Source organism: Aurantimonas litoralis (assembly GCF_026153195.1).
In the GTDB taxonomy this organism is placed as follows: Bacteria; Pseudomonadota; Alphaproteobacteria; order Rhizobiales; family Rhizobiaceae; genus Aurantimonas; species Aurantimonas coralicida.
The window spans coordinates 1-15463 of sequence record NZ_JAPFBM010000009.1 but is presented as its reverse complement, the minus strand read 5'-3'; the positions used below and the strand labels follow the sequence as shown (position 1 = coordinate 15463).

Genomic DNA, 15463 nt, shown 5'->3' with positions numbered 1-15463 from the left:
GTGGCACGCAAGAAGATCGCACTCATCGGTTCCGGCATGATCGGCGGCACGCTGGCGCATCTCGCCAGCCTGAAGGACCTCGGCGACGTCGTCCTGTTCGACATCTCCGAGGGGACGCCGCAGGGCAAGGCCCTCGACATCGCCCAGTCCGGTCCGGTCGAGGGCTTCGACGGCCATCTGTCGGGCGCCAACGACTATGCGGCCATCGAGGGCGCCGATGTCTGCATCGTCACCGCCGGCGTGCCGCGCAAGCCGGGCATGAGCCGCGACGATCTTCTGGGCATCAACCTCAAGGTCATGGAGCAGGTCGGCGCCGGCATCGCGAAATACGCCCCCGACGCCTTCGTCATCTGCATCACCAACCCGCTCGACGCGATGGTCTGGGCGCTGCAGAAGTTCTCGGGCCTGCCGAAGTCCAAGGTGGTCGGCATGGCCGGCGTCCTGGATTCTTCGCGCTTCCGCACCTTCCTCGCCGACGAGTTCAAGGTTTCGGTCGAGGACGTCACCGCCTTTGTTCTCGGCGGCCATGGCGACACGATGGTGCCGCTGACCCGCTATTCCACGGTGGCCGGCATTCCGCTGCCGGATCTGGTCAAGATGGGCTGGTGCTCGGCCGAGCGGCTCGAGGAGATCGTCCAGCGCACCCGCGACGGTGGCGCCGAGATCGTCGGCCTGTTGAAGACCGGCTCGGCCTATTACGCGCCGGCCTCCTCGGCGATCCAGATGGCCGAGAGCTTCCTGAAGGACAAGAAGCGCGTCCTGCCCTGCGCCGCCGCCCTCAAGGGCGAGTACGGCCTGAAGGACATGTATGTGGGCGTGCCCTGCGTCATCGGCGCCGACGGCGTCGAGCGGGTGATCGAGATCGAGCTGGATTCCGACGAGAAGGGCCAGTTCGAAAAGTCGGTTGCCTCGGTGCAGGGGCTCATGGAAGCCTGCCAGGGCATCGCGCCCAATCTCAAGTAAGCCAGTGACCGGATCCGTGTCCTCCTCTCTCTCGCTGATGGGCGGCGTCCTCGCCGCCCTGACGGTGCCGGTTGCGGCACTGGCGGGCGAGAGCGTCTACACGGATCTGGATCTCGACGCCTGCGAGACCGTCGCCATCGCCACCGAGGATGGCGGCTCGGGCGAATGGATCTGTCCCGGCATCGAGGGCCGGGCGGTCTTCGTCTCAGAGGGCGATCTGCGCGTCTCGATCGGCTTCGGCGCGGTGCCGGAATTCCAGAGCTTCGCCCCGTTCAATTCGCTCGGATCGACGATCGAGTGGCGGGTGGACGAGCGCGGCGCGCCCTATGCGGCGATCGTGCGCTATCATCTCGACGGCGCCGAGGTGGGCGAGACGAGCGACGTGCTCCTCGTCTCGCGCGTCGGCAATGGCGAGACGCCCGGCTGTGCGGTGGCCGTGCTCGATGCTGGCAACGAACAGGCGAACGGCATGGCGCGCGGCGCCGCCGATCTCAGCACCATCTTCCAATGCGGACGCGACCGGCCGGTGCTCATCGGCACGGCCGGCGGTCCCGCCTCATCCTTCGGCGGTCTGCAATGACCGTTTCTCCCATCATGCCGGATCGTTCCCGCCGGCAGGCTTCTCAAAAGGAAGGCACTTCATGAACATCCACGAGTATCAAGCCAAGGAAGTCCTCAAGGGCTTCGGCGCGCCGGTCGCCAGCGGTGTGCCGATCACGCAGGTCTCCGAGGCCGAAGCCGCCGCCCGGCAGCTGCCCGGTCCCCTCTATGTCGTGAAGAGCCAGATCCACGCCGGCGGCCGCGGCAAGGGCAAGTTCAAGGAACTCGGCCCGGACGCCAAGGGCGGCGTGCGCCTCGCCAAGTCGGTCGAGGAAGTCGTCCAGCATGCCACCGAGATGCTCGGCAACACGCTGGTCACCGCCCAGACGGGCGATGCCGGCAAGCAGGTGAACCGCCTCTATATCGAGGACGGCGCCGATATCGACCGTGAGCTCTATCTCTCGATCCTCGTCGACCGCGCGGTCGGCCGGGTGGCCTTCGTCGCCTCCACCGAGGGCGGCATGGACATCGAGACCGTCGCCCACGAGACGCCGGAGAAGATCATCACCGTCGCCATCGACCCGCTCGAGGGCGTGACCGAGGCGGATGCCGGCAAGCTGTGCGATGCGCTTGAGCTCGACGGCCAGGCTCGCCAGGACGGCATGTCGCTGTTCCCGATCCTCTACAAGGCGTTCACCGAGAAGGACATGAGCCTTCTGGAGATCAACCCGCTGATCGTCATGACCGATGGCCGCCTGCGCGTCCTCGACGCCAAGGTCTCCTTCGACGGCAACGCGCTGTTCCGCCACGACGACATCAAGGCGCTGCGCGACGAGAGCGAGGAAGACGCCAAGGAGATCGAGGCGTCGAAATACGACCTCGCCTATGTCGCCCTCGACGGCGACATCGGCTGCATGGTCAACGGCGCCGGCCTCGCCATGGCGACGATGGACATCATCAAGCTCTACGGCAAGGAGCCGGCCAACTTCCTCGACGTGGGCGGCGGCGCCGACAAGGCGAAGGTGACGGCGGCGTTCAAGATCATCACCGCCGATCCGGCCGTGAAGGGAATCCTCGTCAACATCTTCGGCGGCATCATGAAATGCGACGTCATCGCCGAGGGCGTGGTCGCAGCCGTCAAGGAAGTCGGGCTGAAGGTGCCGCTGGTCGTGCGCCTGGAAGGCACCAATGTCGACAAGGGCAAGGCGATCCTCAACGACAGCGGCCTCGCCATCACCGCGGCCGACGATCTCGACGACGCAGCCAAGAAAATCGTTGCGGCGGTCGGCTGATGCGATCCGGCCGCCCGATCGGCGCGGCCGCCATCCCGACTGCTGACTGACCCTCTACGGAGTTCCCCAGAACCCATGTCCATTCTCGTCGACAAGAACACCAAGGTCATCGTCCAGGGCCTGACCGGCAAGACCGGTTCCTTCCACACCGAGCAGGCGCTGGCCTATTACGGCACGCAGATGGTCGGCGGCACCCATCCCAAGAAGGGCGGCGAGATGTGGGAGGGGCAGTCCGACGGACGCACCGTCCAGCTGCCGATCTTCTCCTCCGTCGTCGAAGCCCGCGACAAGACCGGCGCCACCGCTTCGGTCATCTACGTGCCGCCGGCCGGCGCCGCCGCCGCCATCGAGGAGGCGATCGACGCCGAGATCGGCCTGATCGTCTGCATCACCGAGGGCATTCCGGTGTCCGACATGGTCCGGGTGAAGGCCAAGCTCGACAAGTCGAAGTCGCGCCTGCTCGGCCCGAACTGCCCGGGCGTGCTGACGCCGGAGCAGTGCAAGATCGGCATCATGCCGGGCAACATCTTCAAGACCGGCAATGTCGGGATCGTCTCGCGCTCGGGCACGTTGACCTACGAGGCGGTCTTCCAGACCACCAATGAAGGGCTCGGCCAGACCACGGCCGTAGGCATCGGCGGCGACCCGGTCAAGGGCACCGAGTTCATCGACATGCTGGAGATGTTCCTGGCCGACGACGAAACCAAGTCGATGATCATGATCGGCGAGATCGGCGGTTCGGCCGAAGAGGAAGCCGCGCAGTTCCTCAAGGACGAGGCCAAGAAGGGCCGCTCCAAGCCGACGGTCGGCTTCATTGCCGGCCGCACGGCGCCCAAGGGCCGCACCATGGGCCATGCCGGCGCGGTCGTCTCCGGCGGCAAGGGCGGCGCCGAGGACAAGATCGCGGCGATGGAATCGGCCGGCATCCGCGTGTCGCCGTCGCCGGCACAGCTCGGCAAGACGCTGGTCGAGCTGCTCAAGGGCTGATCGTCCGGCTCACGTCGGAAAGGCGGGGCGTCCACGCGATGCCCCGCGACAGGAACGGGTTCCCGCGTCACGGCAATGCCTGAAACGCGGGGAAGAAGGATCGAAACACGGGTGCCGGCCGCGATTCGCGCGTCCGGCATCATCGATGAATCGCTGATAGGAGACGGCCCCCGAACGGTGGTCGCAACGATACGATGGCACGCAATCAGGCGAACGAAACCTTCGCGCTCACCTCGTTCCTGTACGGCGGCAACGCCGACTACATCGAGGATCTTCACGCCCGCTACGAGACCGATCCATCCTCGGTCCCGGCCGAATGGAGCGACTTCTTCAAGGAGCTGAAGGACGATCGCGACGACGTCATCAAGAGCGCGGAAGGTCCCTCCTGGGAGCGGGCCAACTGGCCGATCGCCGCCAATGGCGATCTGGTCTCGGCGCTCGACGGCGACTGGGGCCCGACGGCCCAGAAGATCGAGGCCAAGGTCAAGCAGAAGGCGCAGGAATCGGGCGTCGACCTGTCCAGCGCGGCCGTCCAGCAGGCTGCGCAGGATTCGGTCCGCGCGATCATGCTGATCCGGGCCTACCGCGTGCGCGGCCATCTGCACGCCAAGCTCGACCCGCTCGGCATCGCCAAGCCGGCGGACGACGACTACAACGAATTGTCGCCCCAGGCCTACGGCTTCACCGAGGCCGATTTCGACCGCAAGATCTTCATCGACAAGGTGCTCGGCCTCGAATTCGCGTCGATCCGCGAGATGGTCGACATCCTCGAGCGCACCTATTGCACGACGCTCGGCGTCGAGTTCACCCACATCTCCAATCCGGAGGAGAAGGGCTGGCTGCAGGAGCGGATCGAGGGCCCCGACAAGGGCATCGCCTTCACCGAGCAGGGCAAGAAGGCGATCCTCAACAAGCTGATCGAGGCCGAGGGCTTCGAGAAGTTTCTCGACGTCAAGTACAAGGGCACCAAGCGCTTCGGCCTCGACGGCGGCGAATCGCTGATCCCGGCGCTGGAGCAGATCATCAAGCGCGGCGGCCAGCTCGGCCTGAAGGAGATCGTCTTCGGCATGGCCCATCGCGGCCGCCTGAACGTTCTCAGCCAGGTCATGGCCAAGCCGCACCGGGCGATCTTCCACGAGTTCAAGGGCGGCTCCTACAAGCCCGAGGACGTCGAAGGCTCAGGCGACGTGAAGTACCATCTGGGTGCCTCGTCGGACCGCGAGTTCGACCAGAACAAGGTGCATCTGTCGCTGACCGCCAACCCGTCGCATCTGGAGATCGTCGATCCCGTCGTGATGGGCAAGGCGCGCGCCAAACAGGACGCCATTGCCGGGCGCACGCGCACCGAGCTCGTGCCGCTCGACACCCGCTCCAAGATCATGCCGCTCCTGATCCACGGTGACGCGGCCTTCGCCGGCCAGGGCGTCGTGGCCGAGTGCTTCGGCCTGTCCAGCCTGCGCGGCCACCGGGTCGCCGGCTCGCTACACTTCATCATCAACAACCAGATCGGCTTCACCACCAATCCGCGGCTGTCGCGCTCCTCGCCCTATCCGTCGGACGTGGCGAAGATGGTCGAGGCGCCGATCTTCCACGTCAATGGCGACGATCCGGAAGCCGTGGTCTACGCGGTGAAGGTGGCGACCGAATACCGGATGAAGTTCCACAAGCCGGTCGTCATCGACATGTTCTGCTACCGCCGCTACGGCCACAACGAGGGCGACGAGCCGGCGTTCACCCAGCCGATCATGTACAAGGCGATCCGCCAGCATCCCACGACGCTGGAGATCTACACCAAGAAGCTGATCGCCGAGGGCGTCGTCTCCGAGGCGGATGTCGAGGAGCGCAAGGCCGAGTGGCGCAAGACGCTGGAGGCCGAGTTCGAGGCCGGCCAGTCCTATCTGCCCAACAAGGCCGACTGGCTGGACGGCGCCTGGGCCGGCCTGCGCAAGGCCGAGGAAGTCGACGAGCCGCGGCGCGGCGTGACCGGCGTGCCGCTGAAGACGCTGAAGGAGATCGGTGCCAAGCTGTCGGCCGTGCCGAAGGGCTTCAACGTCCACCGCACCGTCAAGCGCTTCCTCGACAACCGCTCCAAGATGATCGAGAGCGGCGAGGGCATCGACTGGGCGACCGGCGAGGCCCTGGCCTTCGGCACGCTGGTGACGGAAGGCCATCCGGTCCGCCTGTCGGGCCAGGATTCGGAGCGCGGCACCTTCTCGCAGCGCCATTCGGTGCTCTACGACCAGGAGGACGAGACCCGCTACGTGCCGCTCGCCCATCTGGCCAAGGGGCAGGCGATCTACGAGGTCATCAACTCGATGCTCTCGGAAGAGGCGGTGCTGGGCTATGAATACGGCTATTCGCTCTCCGAGCCGAATGCGCTGACCCTCTGGGAAGCCCAGTTCGGCGATTTCGCCAATGGCGCGCAGGTGGTCTTCGACCAGTTCATCTCGTCGGGCGAGCGCAAATGGCTGCGCATGTCGGGCCTCGTCTGCCTGCTGCCGCATGGCTATGAGGGGCAGGGGCCGGAGCATTCGTCGGCCCGGCTGGAGCGCTTCCTGCAGATGTGCGCCGAGGACAACATGCAGGTCGCCAACGTCACGACGCCGGCAAACTATTTCCACATCCTGCGCCGGCAGCTGAAGCGCGACTTCCGCAAGCCGCTGATCCTGATGACGCCGAAGTCGCTGCTGCGCCACAAGCGGGCGGTCTCCGACCTGTCGGAGATGTCCGGCGACACCTCGTTCCATCGCCTGCTCTGGGACGATGCCGAGATGCGCAAGGATTCGCCGATCAAGCTGGTCAAGGACGACAAGATCCGGCGCGTCGTGATGTGCACCGGCAAGGTCTATTACGACCTTCTGGAAGAGCGCGAGAAGCGCGGCACCAACGACGTGTACCTGCTGCGTCTCGAGCAGCTCTATCCGTTCCCGGCCAAGGCGCTGATCCACGAGCTCGCCCGCTTCAAGCAGGCCGAGATGGTCTGGTGCCAGGAAGAGCCCAAGAACATGGGTGCCTGGTCCTTCGTCGACCCCTATCTGGAATGGGTGCTGGAACATATCGGTGCCGAGAAGCGTCGCGTCCGTTATACCGGTCGCAACCCCGCCGCCTCGCCGGCGGCCGGCACCATGTCGACGCATCAGGCGCAGCTGGCGGCCTTCCTCGAAGACGCCCTCGGCTGAGCCACCCAGACGCCGCGCTGAAACAAGGTCGTCCCGACCGAACCCGACCAGAAGAGATCTGAAGAGCGATGAGCACCGAAATCAAAGTCCCGACGCTGGGTGAATCCGTTACCGAGGCAACCATCGGCCAGTGGTTCAAGAAGCCCGGCGACCGGGTCGAGATGGACGAGACGCTGGCCGAGCTGGAAACCGACAAGGTGACGGTCGAGGTGCCGGCTCCCGCCGCCGGCGTGCTCCAGGACATCGCCGTGCCGGAAGGCGAGACCGTCGCGGTCGGCACGGTCATCGGATCGATCGGCGAGGGCTCGGGTTCGGATGCCGGCACCACGGCTCCGACGGAGAAGCCGAAGAGCCAGGAAGCCAAGGCGGATGCCGGCGGCGAGACCAAGGCCGATTACGGCGGCGGCGCCAAGGGCGATGCCGCATCGCCCGCGCAGGAGGCCGGCAAGGGTTCCGGCGAGATGCCGGCGGCGCCGTCGGCCCGCAAGATGATGGAAGAGAAGGGCCTGTCTGACGGCGACGTCGCCGGCTCTGGCAAGCGCGGCCAGGTGCTCAAGGGCGATGTCCTCGAGACCATCGCCCGCGGCGCGCCGTCTAGCCCGCAGGAAAAGCCGCAGGTTCCCGCTGCCCGTGCGCCGTCCGCCGGTGACGACGAGAGCCGCGAGGAGCGGGTCAGGATGACCCGCCTGCGCCAGACCATCGCCCGGCGCCTGAAGGACGCGCAGGACACGGCCGCCATGCTGACCACCTTCAACGAGGTGGACATGACCGCGGTCATGGAGATGCGCAAGAAGTACAAGGACCTGTTCGAGAAGAAGCACGGCGTGAAGCTCGGCTTCATGGGCTTCTTCACCAAGGCGGTCTGCCACGCGCTGAAGGAAGTCCCGGCGGTCAATGCCGAGATCGACGGCACCGACCTGATCTACAAGAACTACGCCCATATCGGCGTCGCCGTCGGCACAGCCAAGGGCCTCGTCGTGCCGGTGGTGCGCGATGCCGACCAGATGTCGATCGCCGAGGTCGAGAAGGAAATCGGCCGGCTGGGCCTGATGGCCCGTGACGGCAAGCTCGGCGTGTCCGACATGCAGGGCGGCACCTTCACCATCTCCAATGGCGGCGTCTACGGCTCGCTGATGTCGACGCCGATCCTGAATGCCCCGCAGTCGGGCATTCTCGGCATGCACAAGATCCAGGAACGGCCGATGGCCATCGGCGGCCAGGTGGTGATCCGGCCGATGATGTATCTGGCGCTCAGCTACGACCACCGGATCGTCGACGGCAAGGAGGCCGTAACCTTCCTCGTGCGGGTCAAGGAGAGCCTGGAAGATCCCGAGCGTCTGGTCCTCGACCTCTAGGCGTTCGGCGAAGGACACATGCGTCCGGCCGGGATGGACCCGGCCGGTCCCGAGTTTGAGCAAGGGAGTACGGCCTGATGGCTGACGGAGTGATGATCGTGACCGGCGGCTCGCGCGGGATCGGCGCGGCCACTGCAAAGGCCGGTGCCAAGGCCGGCTATGCGGTCGTGGTCAATTACGCGTCCAACGAAGCCGCGGCCAACGCCGTCGTCGCCGACATCGAGGCCGCCGGTGGCAAGGCCGTCGCGGTCAAGGGCGATGTCGGTGTCGAGGCCGACATCCTGGCGATCTTCGAGGCCGCCGACCGGCTCGGCCCGCTCACCGCACTGATCAACAATGCCGGCATCGTCGACGAGGCCGGCACGCTGGCCGACATGACGGTCGAGCGGCTGGAGCGCATGTTCCGCATCAACATCACCGGAAGCATCCTGTGCGCCCGCGAAGCGGCCAGGCGCATGGGCAAGAGCCATGGCGGCAAGGGCGGCGCGATCGTCAATCTGTCGTCGGTCGCGGCCAAGCTCGGCGGGCCGGGCCAGTATCTTGACTATGCCGCCTCCAAGGGCGCCATCGACACGTTGACCGTCGGTCTCGCCAAGGAACTGATCGACGACGGCATCCGCGTCTGCGCGGTGCGTCCGGGCATCATCGACACCGACATTCACGCTTCGGGCGGCCAGCCGGACCGGGTGGCCCAGCTCGGGCCCGGCCTGCCGATGAAGCGCGCGGGCACGGCGCAGGAAGTCGCCGGCGCCATCCTGTGGCTTGCCTCCGACGCGGCCAGCTATTCGACCGGCGCGATCCTCGACGTGTCCGGCGCACGCTCGATCTGGCCGTGATCCAACGATCCGCGCTGCAAGCCATCGCAGCGTAGCGGCTTCCATCAACGCATGGCCACGATCGCAGAAGACGGGCCGGCAGAAGGACGCGCAGCATGGAAACCGAGATCGCCGCGACGTTCGCCGCAACGCCGATGGAGCTGACGCTCCTCGGCTGGTCGGTGATCCTGGGGCTTGTCATGCTGGCCGTCCACATCGTGACGGCGATCCCCGCCATCGGCCCGAAGACCGCCGCCTCGTCGCGCGAGGGTGACCCGCGGCCGACCGGGGGACTGGCCGGCCGCGCCCGGCGCGCCTTTGCCAATTACATGGAAACCTACCCGTTCTTCGCCGCGGCGATCCTCGGCCTGATCGTGTCCGGCCAGACCGGCGGGCTCGGGCTGACCGGCGCCCAGCTCTGGTTCTGGGCCCGCGTCGCCTATGCGCCGATCTATTATGCCGGCATCCCTGTCATCCGCACCCTCGCTTTCGTGATCTCGATCATCGGGCTGATCCTGATGGTCTATGATCTTCTCGCCTGACGTTGGCTCCCGCCGACCTTATCTTCAAGACACCGGGCCACGGCCCACACCGCACGAACAGGACTGGACATGGCTGAACCCTTCGACCTCGTCGTCATCGGATCGGGACCCGGCGGATATGTCTGCGCCATCAAGGCGGCGCAGCTCGGCCTCAAGGTCGCCGTCGTCGAAAAGCGCAAGACCTACGGCGGCACCTGCCTGAATGTCGGCTGCATTCCGTCCAAGGCGCTGCTCTATGCGTCGGAAATGTTCGCCGAGGCCAATCACAGCTTCGGCGAGCTCGGCATCGCCGTCGAGCCGAAGCTCGACCTGTCGAAGATGCTGGCCCACAAGGACAAGACGGTGAAGTCGAATGTCGACGGCATCGCCTTCCTGTTCAAGAAGAACAAGATCACCGGCGTCATCGGCACGGGCCGCATCAAGTCGGCCTCCGAGGTGGAGGTGGCAAAGGAAGACGGCACCACCGAGACCCTGTCGGCGAAGAACATCTGCATCGCCACCGGCTCGGACGTCGCCGGCATTCCCGGCGTCGAGGTCGCCTTCGACACCGACACGATCGTCTCCTCGGACGATGCCATCGCCCTGCAGAAGGTCCCGGAGACGATGGTCGTCGTCGGCGGCGGCGTGATCGGGCTGGAGCTCGGCTCGGTCTGGGCCCGCCTCGGCGCCAGGGTCACCGTGGTCGAATACCTCGACAAGGTGCTCGGGCCGATGGACAGCGAGGTCTCCACCGCTTTCCAGAAGCTGATGGTCAAGCAGGGCCTCACCTTCAAGCTCGGCGCCAAGGTCACCGCGGTGACGAAGTCGGACAAGGGCGCCTCCGTGAGCTTCGAGCCGGCCAAGGGCGGCGAGGCGGAGACGCTGGACGCCGACGTCGTGCTCGTCGCGACGGGCCGCAAGCCGTTCACGGCAGGTCTCGGCCTCAAAGAGGCGGGCGTTGCGCTGGACGATCGCGGCCGGGTCGAGATCGACGCGCATTTCAAGACCAATGTCGACGGCATCTACGCCATCGGCGACGTGGTGAAGGGCGCGATGCTGGCCCACAAGGCCGAGGACGAGGGCGTCGCGCTGGCCGAGATCCTCGCCGGCCAGGCCGGCCACGTGAATTACGACGCGATCCCGTCGGTGGTCTACACCTCACCGGAAGTCGCATCGGTCGGCAAGACCGAGGAGGAGCTGAAGCAGGCGGGCGTCGCCTACCGGGTCGGCAAGTTCCCCTTCATGGCGAATGGCCGCGCCCGCGCCATGCTGCAGACCGACGGTTTCGTGAAGTTCCTGGTCGATGCCGAGACCGATCGGGTGCTGGGCTGCCACATCCTCGGCGCCGATGCCGGCGACCTTATCGCCGAGGCGGGACTGCTGATGGAGTTCGGCGGATCGTCCGAGGATCTCGCACGCACCTCGCATGCCCATCCGACCCTGTCGGAAGCCATGCGCGAGGCCGCCTTCGCGGCCTTCGCCAAGCCGATCCATATCTGACCGGAGCACCGGGCGGGATCGCCCGCCGGCGTTTCACGTGAATCATTTCGCGCCATGAAAAAGGCCCGGCCGCCAGAAGCAGCCGGGCCTTTCCTCGTTTGGGAGCGCGCGATCAGCTCTTCTTGTCGGGCGTCGCGATCGGTGCGGTGTCGGTGCCGCTCGTGTCGGCGGTGACGATCGGGGTCATCGGCGCGTCGGCCGTGACATGCGACGCGCAGGCGGCGACCGCTCCGGTGGAGGCGGCGGCCAGGAGGCCGGCGCCCAGCGTGACAGCGAGAAAGGATTTCATGCGGCATGTCTCCTTGGCTGTTGCGATCCGCAAAGCTTAAGGTCGCCACGCCCGCTCCGGCCAGCGCCGATATGCCAGGCGTATTCACGTTTCGGTGCAGTCGCGTCCGGGAATGCCGGCCTGCCCCCGGTTGTCCGCACAAGGTCAGTCGGCCCGGGTGACCGTCCAGCCGGCCTCGCGCAGCAGGGCGACGATGCCCTCTTCGCCCGGCAGATGCAGGGCGCCCACGGCGACGAAGGCGGCGCCCGCCGTCAGCATCGGCTGCATGCGCTCCGCCATGCGGCGGTTGCGATCGGTCACGATTCGCTCTTCGAACTCGGCATAGCCGTCGCCGGCGCCGACCAGCACCCCGCCATTGGGGATCGCCGCTTCGATCGTCGGCATGATCATGGCGATCCGCCCGTCGACATAGAGCGAGACCATGGTCTCCATGACGTCGGGCAGATGCTCTGCCAGATCGACCGTGGCGACGAGGCCTTCGAGCTGCAGCTCCATCGGCAGGGAGGCGAGGGCCGCCAGCTGCTCGGCCGACGTTTCGAGGCCCTCCACCGGCTTCCCCGCAGCCATGGCGCGCTGCGCGAGGGCCGCGTCGAGCACCGCCGCGCCGTCAGCGCGATGCGCCATCTCGCAGGCCGGCAGCATCAGGCTGATCGACAGGAACCAGGGCTGCAGGGTGCGCACGGCATGGAACGGCATGCCGCGGGCGTCGAGGGCCGCCCTGATTCGCGTCTCCTCCTCGTCGGAGAGAAGATCGGCGAGGGTCTGGCCTTTGGGCAGATTGATCAGATCGGGATGGGCGAGAAACGCGGCGGCGGCCTTTGCCGGCTCAAGGACGTCGGTGGTCTCGATCATCAGGCTTCGGGCATCGGTCAGCGCGGCCTCGGCAGCCTCGCCGAGCGCCAGCACACGCGCATCGGCCAGATGCATGGTGCCGAGAAGAAAGGACGGCGGCACACCCGGCTTCTCGATGCGGAACAGCTTGCCCTCGCCATTGACGGTCCGGGCCGCTTCCGCCTCGACCGCGGCAAGCCTGCCATCGGCTTCGAGCGACGCCAGGAGATCGGTCGCCTTGCAGGTCCCGGCGTCGGCCGCCTGCACCGCGGCGATGCCGGCAAACAGCAGGGCGAGCAGCGCAAGCGGCACCATGAGGAACAGGCGTTCGAGACGGCGCAGGGCCGTGTCGGACGGGGGCAGTCGATCGGACGCGGCGACGGCGGAAATCAGGTGCAGCATGGCGCGAGCCTAGGCGGCAATTGCGACCAAAGACCTAAGCATGGGGGAGCGAATCAGCTTGCGCGCCGGCGCCGGGCGCGGGGATGGGCGTCCTCGTAGATCGACATCAGCCGGGCCTGATCCACCGCCGTATAGTTCTGGGTGGTCGACAGGCTGGCATGGCCGAGCAGATCCTGGATGGTGCGCAGGTCGCCGCCACCGGCCAGGAGGTGCGTTGCGAAGGAATGGCGCAGCGCGTGGGGCGTCGCACTGTCGGGCAGGCCGAGAACGCCGCGCAGCCGCGCCATGGCGCGCTGAACGATCTGCGGCTGCAACGGTCCGCCGCGCGCGCCGCGAAACAGCGCGTTGTCGGCGTTGAGTGGATAGGGGCAGAGACGGCGATATTCGGCGACCGCCTCCAGCACGGCCGGGAGCAGCGGCACCAGCCGGGTCTTGCCGCCCTTGCCGGCGACCGGCATCGAACGGGCCGTCGCGTCGCTGAGCGCATCGCCGCGAAGCGACAGGGCTTCGGAAATGCGCAGGCCGCAGCCATAGAGCAGGGTGAGGATGGCGACGTCGCGGGTCGCGATCCAGGCCTCGGCGGCAAAGGCGCCGGCCTCTTCTGTCACCGCCATCGCATCGCCGACGGTCAGGGGGCGCGGCAGCGATTTCGGCTGTTTGGGGGCCCGCATCGCCTTGGCCCCGGCCGAGGAGGCAAGGCCCTTGCGCTCCAGATGCCGGATAAAGGACCTGACGCCGGCAAGACCCCGGCCCATGGTCTTGGCGCCCGCCCCGTCGCGGCGCCGGGCGGCGAGGAAGCCGCGCAGATCGGCCGTCTTCAGATCCGCGAGATCGGCGAGCTGCGCCGGGCGCGCATGATAGTCGGTGAGGAAGACCAGGAACTGGCGCAGATCGCGCTCATAGGCCTCGATCGTATGCGGGCTGCTGCGCCGCTCGTCGGCAAGGATCGTCAGCCAGGCCGCCTTCTCGTCGAGAAGCGGGCGGGTCGCGTGGATGAGCGTCGTCTGCGTCAACGCGGTGTCTCCTGCTGCCGCCGGTCCCGCGGCGTCCGCGGGGCACCCACCAGCCTATCGCCGCTTTGGTGAACGCATCGTGTTCGCCGGAACTGTTGCGGGCGCCGACGGTTGTTGCGGCAAGGCGGGCCGACCTCCCATTCGGCCGTTGCCACCATCGCAGCGGCCCGGTCGGCGCCAGATCAAGGAGATTCTCATGAAACGGCATGCAACGGCAATCTGGAAGGGCGCACTCGGGGATGGAACCGGCGCGATCACCACGCAGTCGGGCGCGCTGTCCGACCATGGCTATTCCTTCAAGGCGCGCTTCGAGGACGAGAGCGGCAAGTCCGGCACCAACCCGGAAGAATTGCTGGCCGCGGCCCATGCCGGCTGCTTCGCGATGCAGCTGTCGCATTTCCTCGCCGAGAACGGCACGCCGGCGCAGGAGCTGAAGGCCACCGCCACCGTGAATGTCGAGCAGGTCGAGGCCGGCTTCGAGATCAAGTCCAGCGCCATCGTCCTGGAAGCGACGGTCCCGGGGATCGAGCAGGGCAAGTTCGACGAACTCGCCAACACCGCCAAGGAAGGCTGCCCGGTGTCCAAGGCCCTCGGCGCGATCAGCGTGACGCTCGACGCCAAGCTGGTCTGAGCCGGCCCGCATCGCGGGCGCAAACACTGTAATGTTCGGCCCGTGCCCGAGAGGACGCGGGCCGATTCGCGTCAGGCGTGTCCCCGCGTGAGGGGCGGTCAGTCCTTCCGGCGCTTGCGGCCGTAGAGTTCGAGCCGGTGCGAGACGATCTCGTAGCCAAGCTCGCGGGCGATCTCTTCCTGCAGCTTCTCGATGCGGTCGGAGCGGAACTCGACGACCTCCCCCGATTCGATGTCGATGAGGTGGTCGTGGTGATCGCCGTCGGCGCGCTCGAATCGCGACGGGCCGCCCTCGAAGACATGGCGCTGGATCGCGCCCTTCTCCTCCAGGAGCTTCATGGTGCGGTAGACGGTGGAGAGCGAGATCGAGGGATCGATCGCCGCGGTGCGCCGGAAGATCTCCAGCGCGTCGGGATGGTCGCCGCCATCGGCGAGAATCGTCAGGATGATCCGCCGGGGCCGGGTGATGCGGACACCGGCGTCACGCAGGATGCGTTCGTAACGGCCCGGCGGGTTCGCCTCGGTCCTGTCGCCCATCTGCCTGTCCCCGTGCCATCCCCGTCGCGCCTCTGCAGGCCTGTCGTTCCGGCCTAATACCAAACGGCGCGAAAGGAAAATCCGGACGCCGGGCTGGGTGTCCGGCAGAAGCCGACAGCCGTGCGGCCGCGCCGCGTGTCGTCTACCCCCTGCGTCGGAGCTGACGACGGCACCAAGGGGAAGGCTCCCGCAGGCCCCGTGTGGCGATCCCCTTGCGCCGTGGGCTTCCGCAAGCCGGGGCCCTTTGTGAATCCGCGATGACGCCGGGGAAGCCTGTGGGGCAGGCGATCCGGCCTGTTTCGAAAAAAGTTCGCTTCCGTCGTTTTTTCCAAAAAGCTGTGTTGACTTCGAAAGCGGGGAGGGCCTATAAGCCACTCATCGACGGCGAGGGCGCCGCCGGCGAGCCCTTCGGTTCGCTCTGGTTTTGGCCCCGCCGCAGACATCCAGAAGAGTTCGCCGGAAACGGCTGGTCTTCGACAGGGTCCAGGGGATGGAAGTCCCGACCGGCCCGCCGCCATCGCTTGTTCGGTGTCGTGCTCTTTGAAAACTGAAGATTGAGAAGAAAGAGAAGCGTGGGCGGCGGATTGTTTGCCTGGAGCTTCGTGTCGG

The 15463-nt window shown here is 66.9% G+C and carries 15 protein-coding genes; 10 read left to right on the top strand and 5 right to left on the bottom strand.

The features are described from left to right. The 9 genes from mdh to lpdA all read left to right on the top strand — a co-directional run bounded on the left by mdh (nucleotide 1) and on the right by lpdA (nucleotide 11152). Nucleotides 1–963 (top strand): malate dehydrogenase, encoded by a 963-nt coding sequence (mdh, locus tag N7I30_RS16930; protein WP_024352180.1) that lies wholly within the window; start codon nucleotides 1–3, stop codon nucleotides 961–963. A gap of 16 nt (nucleotides 964–979) precedes the next feature. Then, on the top strand, nucleotides 980–1543 hold the full coding sequence (locus N7I30_RS16925) for a hypothetical protein (protein WP_498640358.1): 564 nt from the start codon (nucleotides 980–982) through the stop codon (nucleotides 1541–1543). A gap of 61 nt (nucleotides 1544–1604) precedes the next feature. Then, nucleotides 1605–2795 carry an ADP-forming succinate--CoA ligase subunit beta gene (sucC, locus tag N7I30_RS16920; RefSeq protein ID WP_187392747.1) on the top strand — a complete coding sequence of 397 codons (1191 nt, stop codon included), beginning with the start codon at nucleotides 1605–1607 and terminating at the stop codon, nucleotides 2793–2795. 75 nt (nucleotides 2796–2870) lie between these two features. Continuing rightward, nucleotides 2871–3782, top strand: a complete 912-nt coding sequence (gene sucD, locus N7I30_RS16915) for a succinate--CoA ligase subunit alpha (RefSeq protein WP_024352177.1) — start codon at nucleotides 2871–2873, stop codon at nucleotides 3780–3782. Nucleotides 3783–3976: 194 nt separating this feature from the next. After that, nucleotides 3977–6961 carry a 2-oxoglutarate dehydrogenase E1 component gene (locus tag N7I30_RS16910; protein WP_024352176.1) on the top strand — a complete coding sequence of 995 codons (2985 nt, stop codon included), beginning with the start codon at nucleotides 3977–3979 and terminating at the stop codon, nucleotides 6959–6961. Between the two features lie 68 nt (nucleotides 6962–7029). Then, complete coding sequence (gene odhB, locus N7I30_RS16905) at nucleotides 7030–8316, top strand: 2-oxoglutarate dehydrogenase complex dihydrolipoyllysine-residue succinyltransferase (RefSeq protein ID WP_498640355.1); 1287 nt, start codon at nucleotides 7030–7032, stop codon at nucleotides 8314–8316. A 77-nt stretch (nucleotides 8317–8393) separates the two neighbouring features. Next, nucleotides 8394–9152 (top strand): SDR family oxidoreductase, encoded by a 759-nt coding sequence (locus N7I30_RS16900; RefSeq protein ID WP_228241380.1) that lies wholly within the window; start codon nucleotides 8394–8396, stop codon nucleotides 9150–9152. 95 nt (nucleotides 9153–9247) lie between these two features. After that, nucleotides 9248–9673, top strand: coding sequence for an MAPEG family protein (locus N7I30_RS16895; protein ID WP_230786887.1), 426 nt, complete (start codon nucleotides 9248–9250; stop codon nucleotides 9671–9673). Nucleotides 9674–9742: 69 nt separating this feature from the next. Next, nucleotides 9743–11152: a dihydrolipoyl dehydrogenase gene (gene lpdA, locus N7I30_RS16890; RefSeq protein ID WP_498640352.1), complete on the top strand. Its 1410-nt coding sequence runs from the start codon at nucleotides 9743–9745 to the stop codon at nucleotides 11150–11152. 112 nt (nucleotides 11153–11264) lie between these two features. Here lpdA and N7I30_RS16885 read toward each other — a convergent pair whose 3' ends face one another. From N7I30_RS16885 to N7I30_RS16875, 3 genes are all read right to left on the bottom strand, one after another. Next, nucleotides 11265–11441 (bottom strand): hypothetical protein, encoded by a 177-nt coding sequence (locus N7I30_RS16885; protein WP_277022753.1) that lies wholly within the window; start codon nucleotides 11439–11441, stop codon nucleotides 11265–11267. A 144-nt stretch (nucleotides 11442–11585) separates the two neighbouring features. Continuing rightward, on the bottom strand, nucleotides 11586–12674 hold the full coding sequence (locus N7I30_RS16880; RefSeq protein ID WP_498640350.1) for a TraB/GumN family protein: 1089 nt from the start codon (nucleotides 12672–12674) through the stop codon (nucleotides 11586–11588). 53 nt (nucleotides 12675–12727) lie between these two features. Beyond that, nucleotides 12728–13687, bottom strand: a complete 960-nt coding sequence (locus tag N7I30_RS16875) for a tyrosine recombinase XerC (RefSeq protein ID WP_498640348.1) — start codon at nucleotides 13685–13687, stop codon at nucleotides 12728–12730. Between the two features lie 196 nt (nucleotides 13688–13883). Here N7I30_RS16875 and N7I30_RS16870 point away from each other — a divergent pair, with 196 nt between their 5' ends. Continuing rightward, on the top strand, nucleotides 13884–14318 hold the full coding sequence (locus N7I30_RS16870) for an OsmC family protein (RefSeq protein ID WP_187392755.1): 435 nt from the start codon (nucleotides 13884–13886) through the stop codon (nucleotides 14316–14318). Nucleotides 14319–14416: 98 nt separating this feature from the next. Here N7I30_RS16870 and N7I30_RS16865 read toward each other — a convergent pair whose 3' ends face one another. Both N7I30_RS16865 and N7I30_RS16860 read right to left on the bottom strand, forming a co-directional pair. After that, entirely contained in the window at nucleotides 14417–14854 is a 438-nt protein-coding gene (locus N7I30_RS16865) for a Fur family transcriptional regulator (protein WP_188075485.1), read from the bottom strand. A gap of 364 nt (nucleotides 14855–15218) precedes the next feature. Continuing rightward, nucleotides 15219–15463, bottom strand: a 245-nt coding sequence (locus N7I30_RS16860) for a hypothetical protein (protein WP_498640345.1), incomplete at its 5' end; no start/stop codon positions are given.

What these genes read in the sequence shown, in the direction of transcription:
- sucC (WP_187392747.1), top strand. Translation starts at nt 1,605, where the DNA reads ATGAACATCCACGAGTATCAAGCCAAGGAAGTCCTCAAGGGCTTCGGC.
- sucD (WP_024352177.1), top strand. Translation starts at nt 2,871, where the DNA reads ATGTCCATTCTCGTCGACAAGAACACCAAGGTCATCGTCCAGGGCCTG.
- N7I30_RS16910 (WP_024352176.1), top strand. Translation starts at nt 3,977, where the DNA reads ATGGCACGCAATCAGGCGAACGAAACCTTCGCGCTCACCTCGTTCCTG.
- odhB (WP_498640355.1), top strand. Translation starts at nt 7,030, where the DNA reads ATGAGCACCGAAATCAAAGTCCCGACGCTGGGTGAATCCGTTACCGAG.
- N7I30_RS16900 (WP_228241380.1), top strand. Translation starts at nt 8,394, where the DNA reads ATGGCTGACGGAGTGATGATCGTGACCGGCGGCTCGCGCGGGATCGGC.
- N7I30_RS16895 (WP_230786887.1), top strand. Translation starts at nt 9,248, where the DNA reads ATGGAAACCGAGATCGCCGCGACGTTCGCCGCAACGCCGATGGAGCTG.
- lpdA (WP_498640352.1), top strand. Translation starts at nt 9,743, where the DNA reads ATGGCTGAACCCTTCGACCTCGTCGTCATCGGATCGGGACCCGGCGGA.
- N7I30_RS16885 (WP_277022753.1), bottom strand. Translation starts at nt 11,441, where the DNA reads ATGAAATCCTTTCTCGCTGTCACGCTGGGCGCCGGCCTCCTGGCCGCC.
- N7I30_RS16880 (WP_498640350.1), bottom strand. Translation starts at nt 12,674, where the DNA reads ATGCTGCACCTGATTTCCGCCGTCGCCGCGTCCGATCGACTGCCCCCG.
- N7I30_RS16870 (WP_187392755.1), top strand. Translation starts at nt 13,884, where the DNA reads ATGAAACGGCATGCAACGGCAATCTGGAAGGGCGCACTCGGGGATGGA.
- N7I30_RS16865 (WP_188075485.1), bottom strand. Translation starts at nt 14,854, where the DNA reads ATGGGCGACAGGACCGAGGCGAACCCGCCGGGCCGTTACGAACGCATC.